Origin of the sequence: uncultured Lentibacter sp., assembly GCF_937123735.1 — a bacterium.
Lineage (GTDB): Bacteria > Pseudomonadota > Alphaproteobacteria > Rhodobacterales > Rhodobacteraceae > Lentibacter.
Window position 1 is genome coordinate 1 of sequence record NZ_CAKZKL010000029.1, and the last position, 15,881, is coordinate 15,881.

Below are 15,881 nucleotides of genomic sequence, written 5' to 3' on the forward strand. Positions count from 1 at the left end.
CATGACCGCTGATAAACAATAAAGGGTGGGTCAAATCTCGGTGAAAATACCGGGTCAGTTCTCAATGAAAACCAACAACCTCGGTGAGATGCAGCGCATAATCGCCGCTCAAACGGCTGGGCTGGCTGGCCGCGATGGCACCCAGCATCTCCTCGGGCCCGAGCGCAAAATTCATGGCGGCCGCACCCTTGCGCGACAGCTTGGGGTGGGTTGTTTTGCTTGGCAAACCGATGCGCTGGCCCCAGGGGTTCTCCAACAAGCGCCGCCGCAGGCGCAGGCGCTTGTGAAAGCGCACCGCTGCGCTGTTGTCCCAGGCCTGTTTCACCGCAAGAACACCCTTGTCGGTCATCAGCCTGAAACGGTGGTCATGCGGAGCCACAATCGAGCAGGTCAGCCGCACGAGCGGACCCTGCTCAAACTCCAGCAGCGCCACCGAGAAATCTGGCGCCCCCCCCGTGACTCCGCGCTTTTCGGCCAATATCTCGCTGCAAAAGGCCGTCACCCGAGCCACCGGTCCGAAGATGGCAATCAACCAACTGAGATAATATCCCGCGTGCTCCAGCGTGCAGCCCACCTGGAATTCATCCTCATAGGGCCAAGGTGCGCCGCTGGCGCTCACCCAATGCTCCAACGGCGCTTGGGCCACAAAGCCGTCGTCCAGCTCCGCATAGACCAGCCGGGGCGTGCCATACCGCTGAGAGCGCACCGCGCGGGCCAGGGTCTGAGCCGCTTCGCCCAAGACAGAGGAGGGGGCCGTGCCAAGCTGAAGCCCGCGGCGCGTGGCCAGCGCCTGAAGCGCGGCGGCCTCCTCATAGCTCATGGCCAGGGGTTTTTCGCAAAACACATGACAGCCGGCCTCTAGCGCGGCGGTGTTCACCTCAAAATGTGCGCGCGGATTGGTCAGATTGAGCAAGAGCCCCCGGCCGGCCACGTCCTGTGCCAGCCTGTCAAAATCGGCCGCCTCGCGCAGGCCCCAATGGCTGGCAAAGGCCTTCTGGCGCGCCTTGTCCTGATCAAAACACCCCACAATCTCGATCTGCGGGTGCGCGGCAAAGGCGTGCATGTATAAATCGGCCACAAAGCCACAGCCGACAATTGCAACTTGTCCCAAAGCCACCTCCGATAGCACCCGGCATCCCGCAACAGCCCCTTGGCGGGCGGGAGACCTTCAAACTTTTCTGCAATCTGACGGAAAAAAATGGCAAGACTGCGGCATCTGTCAAATTTTGAGCAATTTTTATCGCTAGACGTAGACCGAGCGCGCCAGCCTGGCGCAAAACGCTGAAGATCGGGTGAGTGGTTTGATTTTTAAGGCCAATGGATGCGAAATTACGGTCAATATGGCCGATAAGGCGGCGCTTTTCGCGGCGCTGCGCGAGAGATTCGCACGCGGTCAGGGCTTTGCGCTGGCAACGCTCAATCTGGATCACCTGGTGAAGATGTCGCGCTTGCAGAGCTTTGCACAGGCCTATGCGGCGCAGGATTTCGTGGTCGCTGATGGCAACCCCGTGGTGTGGCTCTCGCGGTTGGCGCGCCGTCCGGTCTCGCTTCTGCCGGGGTCTGAACTGGTCTTGCCTCTGGCACAGCTCGCCGCCGCGCAGCAGGTGCCCGTGGCTCTGTTTGGAGCCAGTGAGCGCAGCCTTGCGCGCGCAGCAGAGGTGTTGTGCGCCAAGGTGCCGGGGCTGCAAATCGTTTGCCAGATCGCGCCGCCGATGGGGTTTGACCCCGCCAGCCCCGCCGCTGTCACCCAGCTGGATGCGCTGGCAGACAGTGGTGCCGGGCTCGTGTTTCTGGCCCTCGGCGCGCCAAAACAGGAGGTTTTTGCGGCCATCGGGCGCAGCCGCACCCCCAAGCTTGGCTTTGTGTCGGTGGGCGCGGGGTTGGATTTTCTTTCGGGCGCGCAACAGCGTGCGCCAGGCTGGGTGCGCTGGCTCGCTCTGGAATGGGCCTGGCGTGCGGCCGCGGCCCCGCTGCGGCTGGGGCCGCGGTATGCGCGCTGTCTTGTTATCTTGCCACGGCTGCTGCGCGAGGCGCTGGCGCTGCGCTAGAGCCGGCGCAAGGGCTTTGGGCGGCGCAAGAGCAGCCTGTCCTTGAGGCGCGCCTTCAGGCTGCGCGCGGGCGGCAACTCGCGGTCACGCTCAAAAATCACCCCGTTCAAGCTGTGCGCGTGCCAGAGCGCCAGGGTCGCGCCCCATTCGGCCGCCACCTGCGGCGGCAACCCCTCGGGCAGGCCCATCTCGGTGGCCAGCTCTCCGGGCAGCCAGTCGGTGATGACAATATCGGGAAAGCGGTCGGCCAGATCGGCCACAAGCGCACGGGTCAGAATGCGCCCTGCGCCCTTGGAAACAGAATAGGCCGCCGAGGCCGGCAGCGGCGCCATATCGGCAAAGCTCGCCACATTGAGGATCCGCCCGAAGCCCGCCTCGGCCATATCCTCCAGCGCCAGCCGGGTTGCGCCGAAATACCCCCCGAGGTTGACCGCCACCGTCTCCATGAACCGCGCTTGGGTTTCCTCAAAGAGGTCGCGGCGCGGATAGACGGCGGCATTGTTCACCAGCAGGCTCACAGGGCCAAGCTCTTGGCGCAGCCGGGCAAAAGCCGCCCCCAGCGCGGTGGCATCGGCCACATCACAGGCCAGCGGCAAGATGTGCTCATGCCCCGCTGCGGTCTCTTCAAGCGCGGCCTGCCTGCGCCCAAGCGCCGCCACGCGCAGGCCCTTATCGGCCAATGCGCGCGCCAGTGCGCGCCCAAGCCCCGAGCCGGCCCCTGTCACAACAGCCACACCGCTCAATAACCGCTTGTCAGCCTCAGCCATCTGTTGTCCTTTCCGCTATCGCCTCCGCCACGCGCAACGCCTGCGCCGCAATGGTGAGCGAGGGGTTCACACCCATCGCGCTTGGCATAAAACTCGCATCCGCCACATAAAGGTTCGCCAGCGTATGAACGCGCCCCGTGCCATTCAGCACCGCGCGCTTGGGGTCTTTGCCAAAGCGCATCGTCCCGCAGGGGTGGCCATAATTCAGCTCTGGGGCACGGCTCAAAAACATCTGCCGCTGGCCTTTGAAGGCGCGCTTGATGGCCCGGCGAAACAGACGGCGGCGCGCCAGAAGCTCCTCGGATAGCCTGTATTCAAAGGCAATCTGCGTGCCATCAGGCGGCAAAACCCGGTTTTCGTCATAGGCAAGGTCTTCCATCAGGCCGACAAAGATATTGGCATTGCCCAAGAGCTGCGCCACCAGCGCCGCAGGCAGCCGCGCGGCGGCCTGCATCAGCCGGTTTTGCCCCAGCCCGCTGCGCGCAAGCCGCAGGCGCAAAAAATGCAATATCTCGCCGTAAGAGGCATCAATTCCCATCGCCTGCACCATGCCAAGCCGCGCGCCCTTGTGGTGCAAAAGGTCGCGAAAGCCGACCGCCTCTGAAGGCCCGCCGCCGGTTATGCCGGACCAGACAGCAAACATCTCGTTGAGGTGGAACATCAGCCCGCGCCCCACAAGCCCGCTTTGGTTGCCCACACCTTCGGGGAAGGCCTCGCTCGCGGAGCCAAGGCAAAGCCGCGGGCTGCCAAAGGCTCCGCCCGCGAGCACAAACACTGGCGCGCTGAGAACATGCGTCACCCCGTCTAGCCGGAGCTTTATCGCGCTGATCCGCTGCCCGTCGCCCAGAAGCTGTGTCACCTCTGCGCTGTGCAAGAGCGCCGCGTTGCCTGTGGCCAAAGCAGGCTCCACCCCTGCGGAGCGGGCATCCATTTTGCAAGTCATCGGGCATTTGAAGCCAAGGCAGCTCTTGCAGCCCGCGATATGTTTCACCGCCGTGTGCAAATGGTAAGGGTGCATCCCCGCCGCGCGCAAGCGCTCTGCTATCACGCGGTCCACCGCGCTCATTTCGGGCGGCGCTGGCAGCGCGCGGCTCGGTGCGGGGCTGAGCGCATCCACCTCGCCGCGCACCTCATACATCGCCTCCGCTTGCGCAAGATAGGGTTCAAAGGCCGCGAAACTGACAGGCCAGCCGCCCGTCGGGTGCGGCATGGCCTTGGTTGTGTCCAGATCCTGTGGGGCAGGGCGCTCCAGCTTGGCGGCATAAAACACCGAGCTGCCGCCAACCCCAGCGCCAAGCGGGCCGTAAAAGCGCTCTTCGCGCCCGTCCACCACAGCGCGTAGGGGCGTGGGCCAAAGCCCCCGTGCCAGCCGCGCCTCGGGCACGAATATCTCGTGGCTGAGCGGCGTTTCCTCGCGCCTGTGTCCCGCTGGCCCCTTTTCGATGAAGAGCACTTTCCTGCCCGCCTCAGCCAGTGCGCGGCCCAGCGTGCCGCCGCCCATGCCGGTGCCGATGACGACCACATCCCAAGAGGCGCGCAACAGCTCACTCATCGCCCAAACGCCCCTCAAACAGCGGCTTGAAAGCGCCTGCAAGCGCGCGCGCGGCGGTGTTGGTGATGTGGTTGTTGTCAAAATACCAGCTCGCCGCGCCCTGCAAGGCCGAGCAGCGCGCGCCCTCACAGACCGCATCACCGATCCGGATCATCGGCGCCGTGCTAAGCGCCTCCCGCGCCCCTGCCTGCCGCGCGTCCACATCTGCGCGCGCAACCGTGGCCAGCGCGCCCAGCTCTGCGGCGCTCAAGCGCCCGTGCGCCATCTGCCGCGCCACATCGCGGCTGTCATAAAGCGGAATTTCCGGCATCTGCTCGAGCACATGCACGCGGCCAAACTGTGCTGTCAACCGTGGCAGCGTCTCCGCCAGCCCTGCGCGCAGCACGCCCGGGTTGTCTGCCGCGCCAAAGCCGCTGAGCGCAATGGTGTTGTGCAGATCACGGCCCACACCCGTGCCGCTCGCGTAATAGCTCCAGCGCCCCACAAGCAGCACATCGCGCACCGCTGCAAGCGTGGCCATATCCCGCGCGATCACCGCTTTGTCTGTCGCGCAGGCCGCATCCTGCGCCGCTGTGGCGTAGCTCTCGGTCTTCTCAACGCCAAAGAGCGGCGGGCAGCCCGCGCGCCAGATGATGAGGGCAGGGGTCTGAGCCTCCCAGGCGGCCTGCTCCAGCCCTTCTTTCATTGCCCGCAAATGGCTGTCGCCCCAGATCAGCACCTCAGGCGCGCCCTCAGGCCCGATGGGGCAAAGCTCCACGCCCTCAAACGCCCCCTCACGCGGCACATAACAGCGCGAGAAGTCCTGCAAAAAATCAGCACTCGCAGCAATATGCGCCTGCGTGGCGCTGTCAAAACGGCTGGGCAGCCCGTCTTTCACATAGGCCAGCGCCCCGAGGCCCAGAGCGAGCACCGACGGCATAGCCAGCGCGCCCAGAACAGCCCAGCCGCCCGGTTCCATCCGGCGAAAAGGGGTCTCGACATAGCGCCAGCTCAGCGTGGCCAGCACCACACTCAGCGCCATCCAGAGCGCGGCCTCATGCCAGCCCGCATACGCACCGCGCCAATAAAGCGAGAGCACAAAAACAGGCCAGTGCCAGAGATAAAGCGAATAGGAAATCTTGCCTACAAACACCGGCAAGCGCAGGCTCAGGGCTGCGTTCACAGCATTGCCGGCCTGCCCGTTGGCGAGCAAAAGCACGGTTCCCAGCACGGGGAAAAGTACCTGCCAGCCCGGAAAGCCGCGTGCGGCGTCAATCATCACAAGGCTGCCCACCACAAGCGCCAGCCCCAGCCAGCTCACCCATGCGCCCGCCTTCAAAGGCGCGCGCCCGTGGCTGTGAATGGCCAGCAAAACGCCCGCCAAAAGCTCCCAAGCGCGAAAGGGGAAGAGATAGAAGGTGGCGGTCTGATGTGTCGGCGTCAGCCAGACAGAGCTGGCCAGCGAGGCGGCAAAACACAGCCAGAGCGCGCCCAGAAACACCCGCTTCCAGCGCAAGAGCAGCAGGCAAACGAGCGGCAGGAAAATATAGAACTGCTCCTCCACAGAGAGCGACCATGTGTGCAACAGCACCTTGGTCTCTGCGCCCGTGTCAAAATACCCGGCGTCGCGGTAGAAAAGCACATTGCTCAGAAAAACCGTCGCCGCGATGAGCGATTTGCCATAGGCGCGCAACTCAAACGGCAACAACACCAGCCAGGCCACAAGGCTCACCGCCAAAACCATGGCAAAGAAAGCCGGCGCGAGCCGCTTCACACGGCGGATGTAAAAGCGCGCAAGCGAAATGCGCCCTGTCGCCTCGGCCTCGCGCCACAAGATCCCGCCGATGAGATAGCCCGAGATGACAAAGAACACATCGACACCGGCAAACCCGCCGCCAAGGCCGGGCAGGCCGAAGTGATACAGCACCACAGCCACCACCGCGATCATGCGCAGCCCGTCAATCTCGGGGCGGTAAGTGCCTGCATTTCGCGTCATGGGTCAACTTTGCGTCAAATCGTGCCTTCCAGGGGAGGTATCGCAAGAATGCGGCAATATTTTGATCATCGACGCGCCCTCAACGCGTTACTAAATTTTTCGCAAAGGCCGCAAATTCGTAACATATTGCTTGCGCCGAATCTGTGTGCAGTGCAAACTCACCTCGCAACAGGACCCCCGATCAGGAGACGCCGCCTTGGCTCACGCCTTCATTTGTGATGCAACCCGCACCCCCATTGGCCGCTACGGCGGCGCGCTCTCGTCTGTGCGCACCGATGATCTGGCCGCGCTGCCCATTGCCGCTTTGAAGGCGCGCAACCCCTCGCTAGATTGGGCCGCGATTGACGATGTGATCTACGGCTCCGCCAATCAGGCAGGCGAAGACAACCGCAATGTGGCCCGCATGGCAGCCCTTCTCGCGGGCCTGCCCATCGAGGTTCCCGGAACCACGCTCAACCGCCTCTGCGCAAGCGGCATGGACGCTGTCGGCATGGCCGCCCGCGCCATCAAGGCAGGCGATTATGACATGGCCATCGCCGGCGGGGTCGAGAGCATGAGCCGCGCGCCTTTCGTGATGCCAAAGGCCGAAACCGCCTTTTCGCGCAGCAATGCGGTGTATGATACAACCATCGGCTGGCGTTTTGTGAACCCGAAAATGAAGGCGCAATACGGCACCGATTCCATGCCCGAAACCGCCGACAATGTGGCCGAAGATTTCGGCATCTCCCGCGAAGATCAGGACGCTTTCGCCGCGCGCTCCCAAGCCCGCTTTGAAGCCGCTCAGGCGGCTGGCAAGTTTGCCGACGAAATCACCCCCGTGGAAATTGCACAGCGCAAGGGCGATCCGCGTGTCTTTGACACCGATGAGCACCCCCGCGCTGGCACAACGCCAGAAAGCCTCGCCAAGCTGCGCGCCCTCAACGGTGAGGGCAAGAGCGTCACCGCTGGCAATGCCTCAGGCGTCAATGATGGCGCCGCGGCGATGCTCATGGCCTCCGAGGCCGCCACACAGGCGCAGGGCCTTACCCCCATCGCCCGCGTCGTGGGCATGTCGGTCGCCGGTGTGGCCCCGCGTATCATGGGCATCGGCCCCGTGCCAGCCAGCCAGAAGGTGCTCGCCCGTGCAGGCCTTGGCATTGAAGATATGGAGGTGATCGAGCTCAACGAAGCTTTCGCCTCGCAAGGTCTCGCAACCCTGCGCGCGCTCGGTGTGGCCGATGATGCCGAACACGTCAATCCCAACGGCGGCGCCATCGCGCTTGGCCATCCGCTCGGCATGTCAGGCGCGCGCCTTGTCATGACAGCGGCTTACGAACTCAAGCGCCGTGGCGGGCGCTATGCACTTTGCACCATGTGCGTTGGCGTAGGCCAGGGCGCAGCCATAATCATCGAACGGGTCTGAGGAGGACACAGTCATGTATGCACAGATGGTCAAATCAACCGGCGCCGGCGTCAAATCCCGCGAAGAGATGAGCGCCGAGGAAGCGGCCTTTCAGGACCGTATCGACGCCGATATCAAGATCGAACCAAAAGACTGGATGCCGGAGGGCTACCGCAAAACCCTCATCCGTCAGATCGGCCAGCACGCGCATAGCGAGATCGTCGGCCAGCTTCCCGAAGGCAACTGGATCACCCGCGCGCCCACGCTGGAGCGCAAAGCGATCCTTCTGGCCAAGGTGCAGGACGAGGCGGGCCACGGCCTCTACCTCTACGCCGCCGCCGAAACGCTGGGTGTGAGTCGCGACGAGCTCACCGAACAGCTCCTTGACGGGCGGATGAAATACTCCTCGATCTTCAACTACCCCACGCTCAACTGGGCCGATATCGGCGCAGTCGGCTGGCTTGTCGATGGCGCGGCGATCATGAACCAGGTGCCGCTCCAGCGCACTTCCTATGGCCCATACTCCCGCGCGATGATCCGCATCTGCAAGGAAGAGAGCTTCCATCAGCGTCAGGGCTACGACATCATGATGAAAATGGCCCAAGGCACTGAGGCGCAAAAGAAAATGGCGCAGGATGCCTTGAACCGCCTCTGGTATCCGAGCCTGATGATGTTTGGCCCCTCCGACAAGGACTCGGTGCACTCTGCACAGTCGATGGCGTGGAAGATCAAAATGGACAGCAACGACGAGCTGCGCCAGAAATTTGTCGATCAGACCGTGCCGCAGGCCGAATATCTTGGCCTCACCGTGCCCGATGAAAACCTCAAATGGAACGAAGAGAAAGGCGGCTACGACTTCTCCGAGCCCGATTGGGACGAGTTCTTTGACGTGCTCCAAGGCAACGGCCCCTGCAATGTGGACCGCATGGAAAAGCGCAACGCCGCCTGGGACAATGGCGCATGGGTGCGCGAAGGCCTTATGGCCCACGCTGAAAAGCGCGCCGTCCTCAAAACCGCTGCGGAATAAGGAGCAGAGACATGTCTAAAGAATGGCCCCTCTGGGAAATCTTCATCCGCGGCCAACATGGCTTGAGCCACCGTCACGTCGGCAGCCTGCACGCGCCAGACGCCGAAATGGCAATCAAGAACGCCCGCGATGTTTACACGCGCCGCAACGAAGGCCAGTCAATCTGGGTGGTCGAGGCCGCGCATATCACCGCCTCCAGCCCCTCGGACAAAGGCCCGATGTATGAACCAAGCGAAAGCAAGGTCTACCGCCACCCCACCTTCTTTGACATCCCCGAAGACGTGGGGGCCATGTAGCATGAGCACGCTCTACGACTTTGCTCTGCGCATGGGCGACAACACCCTCATTCTGGGCCACCGTGTCTCCGAGTGGTGCGGCCATGCGCCTGTCTTGGAAGAAGACATCGCGCTCGCCAACACCGCGCTCGATCTCATCGGCCAGACCCAGCTCTGGCTCGGCCTCGCCGCCGAGGAAGAGGGCAGCGGCAAAACCGCCGATGATCTCGCCTTTCTGCGCGATGCCTGGGAGTTCCGCAACGCGCTCCTCTGCGAGCTGCCAAATGGCGATTTTGGCCGCACGCTCATGCGCCAGTATCTTTTTGATGAATGGCACTTGCTGATGCTGAAAGCGCTGCAAGGCTCCAGCGAAAAGCGCGTCAGCGACATTGCCGACAAGGCCGTGAAAGAGGTGAGTTACCATGTCGAGCGCTCGCGCGACACGGTGATCGGGCTGGGCGATGGCACAGCCGAAAGCCACAAGCGTATGCAAGAGGCACTGGACTATCTCTACCCCTATGTGGGCGAGCTGTTCACACCCGATGCAGTGGACACCGCCGCCGCCGAAGCGGGCCTCGCGCCCGATCTGGCCAGCCTGCGCGCGCCCTATGACGAAGCCCTCGCGGCCACTATGGCCGAAGCCACGCTCAGCTTGCCCGACAGTCGCTTTGCCCACAAAGGCGGGCGCACAGGCAAGATGCACACCGAGCACCTCGGCCATATCCTCACGCAAATGCAATGGCTGCAACGCGCCTACCCGGGGGCCGCGTGGTGACACAGGCAAGTGTAGAGCAGGTCTACGCGTGGCTCGATGAGGTGCCCGATCCCGAGATCCCCGTGATCTCGCTGACCGATCTGGGCATCATCCGCCATGTGGAATGGGCGGGCGAGACGCTTGAAGTGACCGTGACGCCAACCTATTCGGGCTGCCCGGCCACCAGCGTCATCAACCTTGATATCGAAACCGCCCTGCGCGCGCGCGGCATCGAAAAGCTCACGCTCAAACGCCAGCTCTCGCCACCCTGGACAACAGACTGGCTTACAGAGTCAGGCCGCGCCAAGCTGGAAGCCTATGGCATCGCGCCACCCCAGCCCGCGGGTGGCCCCCAGCAATGCCCGCGCTGCCAAAGCCAGCACTTGGAGCGCCTGAGCCAGTTCGGCTCCACCCCCTGCAAGGCCCAGTGGCGCTGCAAAAGCTGCCTTGAGCCTTTTGATTATTTCAAATGTATCTGAGGAGCACAGCCCATGGCCCGCTTTCATGAACTCGAAGTCACAGATGTGCGCAAAACCATCCGCGACGCCGTTGTCGTTACGCTCAAGCCGGTGAACAGCGCGGCGCGCGAATTTGACTTTACCCAAGGCCAGTATCTCACCTTCCGGCGTGATTTTGACGGCGCGGAAATCCGCCGCAGCTACTCGATCTGTGCTGGCAAGGACGACGGCATCTTGCAAGTCGGCATCAAACGGGTCGATGGCGGGGCCTTCTCTACATGGGCCAATGAAGAGCTGAAAGTGGGCGAACGGCTGGAGGCCATGCCGCCCATGGGCCGCTTCTTCACCCCGCTGGATGCGGCATCCTCCAAAAGCTACCTCGGCTTTGCAGGCGGCTCTGGCATCACGCCGGTGCTTTCGCTCATCAAAACCACGCTCGCAGCCGAGCCGAATGCCGATTTCACGCTGGTCTATGCCAACAAGGGCGTGTCCACGATCATGTTCCGCGAAGAGCTGGAGGATTTAAAAAACCTCTATATGGGCCGCTTCACTGTGATCCATATCCTGGAGCAGGACGCGCAGGACATCGAGCTGTTCTCGGGGCTTGTGAGCGAAGAAAAATGCGCCGAACTGTTCAAAAGCTGGATTGATATCAAGGCGATAGACACGGCCTTCATCTGCGGGCCAGAGCCCATGATGCTCGGCATCGCCAAGGCGCTGAAAGACCACGGGCTGGACGAGAGCCAGATCAAATACGAGCTCTTTGCCTCGGCCCAGCAGGGCCGGCTGGCCAAACCCGCCGCCGCGCGCGCGGCAGCGGCTGCGGCCCAAGTCAAACTTTCGGTCACGCTCGACGGGGCCACCCAAACGCTGGAGGCCGATGGCACCACCAGCATCCTCGACATCGCCCGCGCCAACGCGCTCGATGCGCCCTTTGCCTGCAAAGCGGGCGTTTGCTCGACCTGCCGCTGCCGCGTGGTGGAAGGCGAAGTCGACATGCGCGCCAACCACGCGCTGGAGGATTATGAAGTCGAGAAGGGCTATATCCTGTCCTGCCAGAGCTACCCTGTAAGCGCGGTTGTGAAGGTTGATTACGACAAGTGAGGTTGCGCTTGAGGCTTTGCGCTTTGGCTGCGCCAAACCGCGGTGGGCGAGGGGGCTTTGCCCCCTCGCGCTCCCCCAGGATATTTAGAGCAATAAAAAAGGGTTAGAGCGCCTTTAGCCCCCCGAGTGTGAGGGCGGCGACTTCTGCGCCGTAGGCGCGGCGCGCGGCCTCATCGGCCCCTGCGTTCCACATGTAGTGCCAGTTCAGCATCCCGAAGAGCGACATGGTGATGCGGCGCAGTTTGGCCGGGTTATTGGCGAGATGTTCGGGGGCGTTTTGCGCGATGACGTCAGAGAGCTGGCGCACCATATCGCGTTGGTAGCCGACAAGGGTTTTGCGCTCGGCTTCGGGCAGGTGGTCCATGCCGGCGCTTTGGACGCGGTGGGCGTTGTCCGCGCCCTGATAGGCCAGCAGCACTTCAGTGCAGAGCGCTTGCAGCTTTTGCGGCGGGGTGAGGCCCGCAAGCGGCACGGCGGCGAGCCTGTCGCGCAGCGCTTTCAGATGGCCGTTGAGCAAGTCAAAGAGCAGCGCGTCCTTGCTGTCATAATAGTGGTAGATATTGGCCTTGGAGATGCCGGCTTCCTGCGCCAGCGCCGCCATGCTCGCACGGTCAAACCCCTCACTGGCAAAGACGCGCGCCGCCGCGGCAAGGATTGCCTCGCGTTTTGCGCCATGGTCTTTTGCCTGTGTTCTGGCCACGGCCTCAGCCCTCTTTGCTGCGGTTGTCGATGACCCGCACGGCCTTGCCCTGGCTGCGCGCCACAGAGCCCGGATCGCCCACGACCACTTCGGTGGAGACGCCGACCATATCCTTGATGTGCTTGGTCAGCATCCGCTGGGCGGCCGCGCGCGAGAGGTTGTCGGCGGCGTTGGGGGCGGCCTCCACCAGCACGCGCATCGCATCCATCCGGCCCGATTTGTAAAGCTCGATCTGGAAGTAGGGCGCAAGCCCGCCTGTGGCCATGACCTGCTCTTCGATCTGGGTGGGGAAGACATTCACACCGCGCAGGATGATCATGTCATCCGAGCGCCCGGTGATTTTTTGCATCCGCCGCATGGCGCGCGCCGTGCCGGGCAGAAGGCGCGTGAGATCGCGCGTGCGGTAGCGGATCATCGGCATGCCTGTTTTGGTGAGCGTGGTGAAGACCAGCTCGCCTTCCGCGCCATCGGGCAAAACCGCGCCTGTCACAGGGTCTATGACCTCGGGGTAGAAGTGATCTTCCCAGATGTGCAAGCCGTCCTTGCTCTCCACACATTCATTGGCCACGCCGGGGCCGATGATTTCGGAAAGCCCATAAATATCAACGGCGTGCATATCAAAGGCCTCTTCCACCTCAAGCCGCATGGCGTTGGTCCAGGGCTCGGCCCCAAAGACGCCCACATCAAGGCTCGTGCTGCGCGGGTCAATCCCCGCCTTGTGAAAACCCTCAAGGATGTTGAGCATGTAAGAGGGCGTCACCAGGATGCCCTGTGGCTGGAAGTCAGTTATCAGGCCAACCTGCTTTTCGGTTTGCCCGCCGCCCATGGGAACCACGGTCGCGCCGAGCCGCTCGATCCCGTAATGCGCGCCCAGTCCGCCGGTGAAGAGGCCATAGCCGTAAGCGTTGTGCACCGTGTCGCCGCGCTTAAGGCCCGAGGCGCGCAAGGAGCGGGCGACAACTTCGGCCCAGACGTCAATGTCGTTCTGGGTGTAGACCACGACCGTGGGTTTGCCCGTTGTGCCCGAAGAGGCATGGATGCGCACCAGCTCCTCGCGCGGCACAGCTGCAAGGCCAAAAGGGTAGTTCGCGCGCAAGTCATCCTTGTATGTGAAGGGGAATTTCGCCAAGTCACCCAACGTCTTGAGGTCATCCGGATGCACCCCCGCCGCATCAAAGCGCTCTTTATACATCGCCACATTGTCGTAAGCGTGGCGCAGCGTGGTCTTCATCCGCTCAAGTTGAAGCGCCATGATCTCGTCGCGCGAGGCCACTTCAATGGGGTCCAGATCGCTCTTCTTGGGTGTCAGATCTTTCATCTCTCAGGCCTCCCCGCCTTCGTCAAAATGTGTGCCAGCAATTGCGCGGGAAATGCCGCGAAACTCGGCCAGAACCTTGCCCGCCTGATTGCGCACCACCACGTCATAAATCCCGCTGCGCCCCGTCAGGCTCACTTCCCGCGCCGTGGCGCGCAAACGGTCACCCTCAAAGCCGGGCGCAAGATAGCTCATGAATGTGTGCTGCCCCACGGTGTTCTGGTTGCGCGCGTTGCAGGCAAAGGCAAAGGCGCTGTCCGCGAGCATGAAGCTCACACCGCCGTGGCAGGTCCCGTGGCCGTTGGTGTGATGTGCCTGCACGGTCAGCTCCAGCACAGCATAACCCTCATCCACTTCAATCAGCTCCATGCCGATCCACTCCGAGGCGCGGTCTCCGGCCCACATGGCGGCGGCGGCGCGCTCTGCGCGTTCCTTCGGGGTCATGCTCAGTCTCCCTTGAACACAGGCGCGCGCTTGTTCAGAAAAGCGCTCACCCCCTCGGCATAATCCGCACTCTCGCCGCAGGTTTTCATATAGCCCGCCTCAAGCGCGAGCTGCTCTTCCAGCGTGTTCACAGCGGCTGCCTGAATAGCCGCCTTGGTCAGGCTCAGGCCAAGTGTGGGCCCGTTGGCCAGCCGCTCGGTCAGCCCGCGCGCTTCAAACATCAGCTGCCCGTCTTCCACAGAGCGCCAGATGAGGCCCCAGTCTTCGGCCTGCGCAGCGCTCATCGGCTCGGCCGTAAAGGCCAGCCCCTTGGCGCGCGCCTCGCCCAGCAAGCGGGGCAAATGATAGCTGCCGCCCGTGTCGGGAATGAGCCCCACCTTGCTGAACGACTGGATGAACTTCGCCTTATCCGAGGCCAGAACCATATCGCAGGCCAGCGCCAGATTGGCCCCGGCCCCCGCCGCCACGCCGTTGACCGCGCAAACAACAGGGAAGGGCAGGGCGCGAATGAGGGTCACCAGCGGCGCGTAAAACCTGCGCACTGTGTCGCCAAGGTCGGGCGGGCCGTCCATCTTGCTGGGGTCACGGTCGCCCAGATCCTGCCCCGCACAAAAGCCGCGCCCGGCCCCCGTGAGCAAAACCGCGCGCGCGCCACTGTCCCGCGCCGCCTCAAGGGCTGCACGCAACGCAAGGTGCATCTCTTCGGTAAACGCATTGAGCTTGTCGGGCCTATTCAGCGTGATCTCGCGCCAAAGCCCATGATCTGTGATCAAAATACTGTCCGACATGGCATCCTCCCAAAAGCGTCTCAGACAAAGCTTGCATAAACCGAACGGTTGGTCAATAAATTATCCAAAGCGAAATAGGAGAGCGCCATGAGAGAGATTGCAAGCTACGCAGTGGGGCAGTGGGTCGCCCCTGATGAGACAGCGCGCAAGGTTGACTGCGCGATCACGGGCGAGGCCTTCGCGCGCATCGGCAACGCGACACTCAACACTCAGGCCATGCTCGCACACGCCCGCGCCGTTGGCGGGCCTGCCTTGCGCAAGCTCAACTTCCATGAGCGCGCCAAGATGGTCAAAGCGCTGGCCATGGCCCTTTCCGAGCACAAGCAGGCGCTCTATGACCTCTCCTTTCATACGGGCGGCACGCAGAAAGACCACCTGATCGACATCGACGGCGGCATCGGCACGATGTTTGTCTTCGCCTCCAAGGGCCGGCGCGAGCTGCCCGAAGCGCACGTCTATGTCGACGGCGATGTGGAGCAGCTTTCGCGCAACGGCACATTCCTTGGCCAGCATATCTGCACACCGCTCCACGGTGTCGGTGTGCATATCAACGCATTCAACTTCCCAATTTGGGGGATGCTTGAAAAAATTGCAGTGAACCTTTTGGCTGGAGTTCCGGCTGTGGTGAAGCCATCTGAATATACCTGTTACTTGACTGAAGTAATGGTAAGAGATATCATTGATTCTAAAATTTTACCTGAAGGTGCCTTACAGCTTGTTGTTGGACTAGGAAGAGGTGTTGTTGATTTTGCTGGAGCAGAAGATACCGTGACTTTTACAGGCTCGGCTGCAACAGGAGCAATAATCGGAAACCTAGATAATATTCAAAATGACAACGTTTCTTTTAACCTAGAGTGTGATTCTTTGAATGCGGCAGTATTAGGTAAAGATGCTGTTCCTGGAACTAAGGATTTTGATATTTTCATCAAAGAAGTTCAAAAAGAAATTACCATAAAAGCAGGTCAAAAATGTACTTCAGTGCGAAGAGTTATTGTTCCTGAAGAATTGATGGATGATGTGCAATCTGCTTTAGCGGCAAGATTGGCAAAAAATACAGTTGGAGACCCAGCTGACAAGTCAGTGAGAATGGGTTCATTGGCAACGCGTTTACAAGTTGAACGTGTGCGAGCAAATATTGAATTATTACAGAAAGAGCAAAACATTGTTATTGGTGATTTGGATGATTTTGAAGTGATTGGAGCAGATAAAAATAAAGGAGCTTTCATGGCACCAATTGTTTTTAGAAATGATGATCCGCACAACAAAACGGGCGCCCATAACATTGCATGTTTC

Annotated in this window: 16 protein-coding genes; 8 read left to right on the plus strand and 8 right to left on the minus strand. The window is 61.9% G+C overall.

Features of this window, described 5'->3' with window-relative positions; genetic code table 11:
• Positions 1-61: 61 nt before the first annotated feature.
• The gene (locus Q0478_RS09380) at positions 62-1,111 is read right to left on the minus strand and encodes a Gfo/Idh/MocA family oxidoreductase (protein ID WP_298678635.1); all 1,050 of its coding nucleotides are present in this window, start codon (positions 1,109-1,111) and stop codon (positions 62-64) included.
• A gap of 181 nt (positions 1,112-1,292) precedes the next feature.
• On the opposite strand from Q0478_RS09380, the gene Q0478_RS09385 reads away from it, so the two are divergent.
• Positions 1,293-2,048 (plus strand): WecB/TagA/CpsF family glycosyltransferase, encoded by a 756-nt coding sequence (locus tag Q0478_RS09385; protein ID WP_366914912.1) that lies wholly within the window; start codon positions 1,293-1,295, stop codon positions 2,046-2,048.
• On the opposite strand, the gene Q0478_RS09390 is transcribed toward Q0478_RS09385, so the two are convergent.
• From Q0478_RS09390 to Q0478_RS09400, 3 genes are read right to left on the minus strand one after another with little or no spacing between them, the layout of a single operon-like run.
• Complete coding sequence (locus Q0478_RS09390; protein ID WP_298678636.1) at positions 2,045-2,815, minus strand: SDR family oxidoreductase; 771 nt, start codon at positions 2,813-2,815, stop codon at positions 2,045-2,047. The two genes, Q0478_RS09385 and Q0478_RS09390, sit on opposite strands and share 4 nt — an antisense overlap.
• Positions 2,808-4,367, minus strand: a complete 1,560-nt coding sequence (locus Q0478_RS09395) for a GMC family oxidoreductase (RefSeq protein ID WP_298678637.1) — start codon at positions 4,365-4,367, stop codon at positions 2,808-2,810. Before Q0478_RS09395 ends, Q0478_RS09390 begins: the two co-directional genes overlap by 8 nt.
• Positions 4,360-6,342 carry an acyltransferase family protein gene (locus tag Q0478_RS09400; RefSeq protein WP_298678639.1) on the minus strand — a complete coding sequence of 661 codons (1,983 nt, stop codon included), beginning with the start codon at positions 6,340-6,342 and terminating at the stop codon, positions 4,360-4,362. Before Q0478_RS09400 ends, Q0478_RS09395 begins: the two co-directional genes overlap by 8 nt.
• 196 nt (positions 6,343-6,538) lie before the next feature.
• Between Q0478_RS09400 and pcaF the strand changes: the two genes are divergently transcribed.
• The 6 genes from pcaF to Q0478_RS09430 are packed head-to-tail and all read left to right on the plus strand — an operon-like array spanning position 6,539 to position 11,341.
• Positions 6,539-7,744 carry a 3-oxoadipyl-CoA thiolase gene (gene pcaF / locus Q0478_RS09405; protein WP_298678641.1) on the plus strand — a complete coding sequence of 402 codons (1,206 nt, stop codon included), beginning with the start codon at positions 6,539-6,541 and terminating at the stop codon, positions 7,742-7,744.
• Positions 7,745-7,757: 13 nt separating this feature from the next.
• Complete coding sequence (gene paaA, locus Q0478_RS09410; RefSeq protein WP_298678642.1) at positions 7,758-8,750, plus strand: 1,2-phenylacetyl-CoA epoxidase subunit PaaA; 993 nt, start codon at positions 7,758-7,760, stop codon at positions 8,748-8,750.
• A gap of 11 nt (positions 8,751-8,761) precedes the next feature.
• Entirely contained in the window at positions 8,762-9,046 is a 285-nt protein-coding gene (gene paaB / locus Q0478_RS09415) for a 1,2-phenylacetyl-CoA epoxidase subunit PaaB (RefSeq protein ID WP_298678644.1), read from the plus strand.
• A 1-nt stretch (position 9,047) separates the two neighbouring features.
• Positions 9,048-9,800, plus strand: a complete 753-nt coding sequence (paaC, locus tag Q0478_RS09420) for a 1,2-phenylacetyl-CoA epoxidase subunit PaaC (protein WP_298678646.1) — start codon at positions 9,048-9,050, stop codon at positions 9,798-9,800.
• On the plus strand, positions 9,764-10,258 hold the full coding sequence (gene paaD, locus Q0478_RS09425) for a 1,2-phenylacetyl-CoA epoxidase subunit PaaD (RefSeq protein ID WP_298678648.1): 495 nt from the start codon (positions 9,764-9,766) through the stop codon (positions 10,256-10,258). The genes paaC and paaD overlap by 37 nt, the downstream gene beginning before the upstream one ends.
• Positions 10,259-10,270: 12 nt before the next feature.
• Entirely contained in the window at positions 10,271-11,341 is a 1,071-nt protein-coding gene (locus Q0478_RS09430) for a 2Fe-2S iron-sulfur cluster-binding protein (protein ID WP_298678650.1), read from the plus strand.
• A gap of 103 nt (positions 11,342-11,444) precedes the next feature.
• On the opposite strand, the gene Q0478_RS09435 is transcribed toward Q0478_RS09430, so the two are convergent.
• The 4 genes from Q0478_RS09435 to paaG are packed head-to-tail and all read right to left on the minus strand — an operon-like array spanning position 11,445 to position 14,588.
• Positions 11,445-12,041, minus strand: a complete 597-nt coding sequence (locus Q0478_RS09435) for a TetR/AcrR family transcriptional regulator (RefSeq protein WP_298678652.1) — start codon at positions 12,039-12,041, stop codon at positions 11,445-11,447.
• A 4-nt stretch (positions 12,042-12,045) separates the two neighbouring features.
• Positions 12,046-13,359 carry a phenylacetate--CoA ligase PaaK gene (gene paaK, locus Q0478_RS09440; protein ID WP_298678654.1) on the minus strand — a complete coding sequence of 438 codons (1,314 nt, stop codon included), beginning with the start codon at positions 13,357-13,359 and terminating at the stop codon, positions 12,046-12,048.
• Positions 13,360-13,362: 3 nt separating this feature from the next.
• Positions 13,363-13,800 carry a hydroxyphenylacetyl-CoA thioesterase PaaI gene (gene paaI, locus Q0478_RS09445; RefSeq protein ID WP_298678656.1) on the minus strand — a complete coding sequence of 146 codons (438 nt, stop codon included), beginning with the start codon at positions 13,798-13,800 and terminating at the stop codon, positions 13,363-13,365.
• A 2-nt stretch (positions 13,801-13,802) separates the two neighbouring features.
• Positions 13,803-14,588, minus strand: a complete 786-nt coding sequence (gene paaG / locus Q0478_RS09450; protein WP_298678658.1) for a 2-(1,2-epoxy-1,2-dihydrophenyl)acetyl-CoA isomerase PaaG — start codon at positions 14,586-14,588, stop codon at positions 13,803-13,805.
• 87 nt (positions 14,589-14,675) lie between these two features.
• Here paaG and Q0478_RS09455 point away from each other — a divergent pair.
• Positions 14,676-15,881 (plus strand): aldehyde dehydrogenase family protein (locus tag Q0478_RS09455; protein ID WP_298678660.1); only part of this gene is annotated, 1,206 nt, incomplete at its 3' end.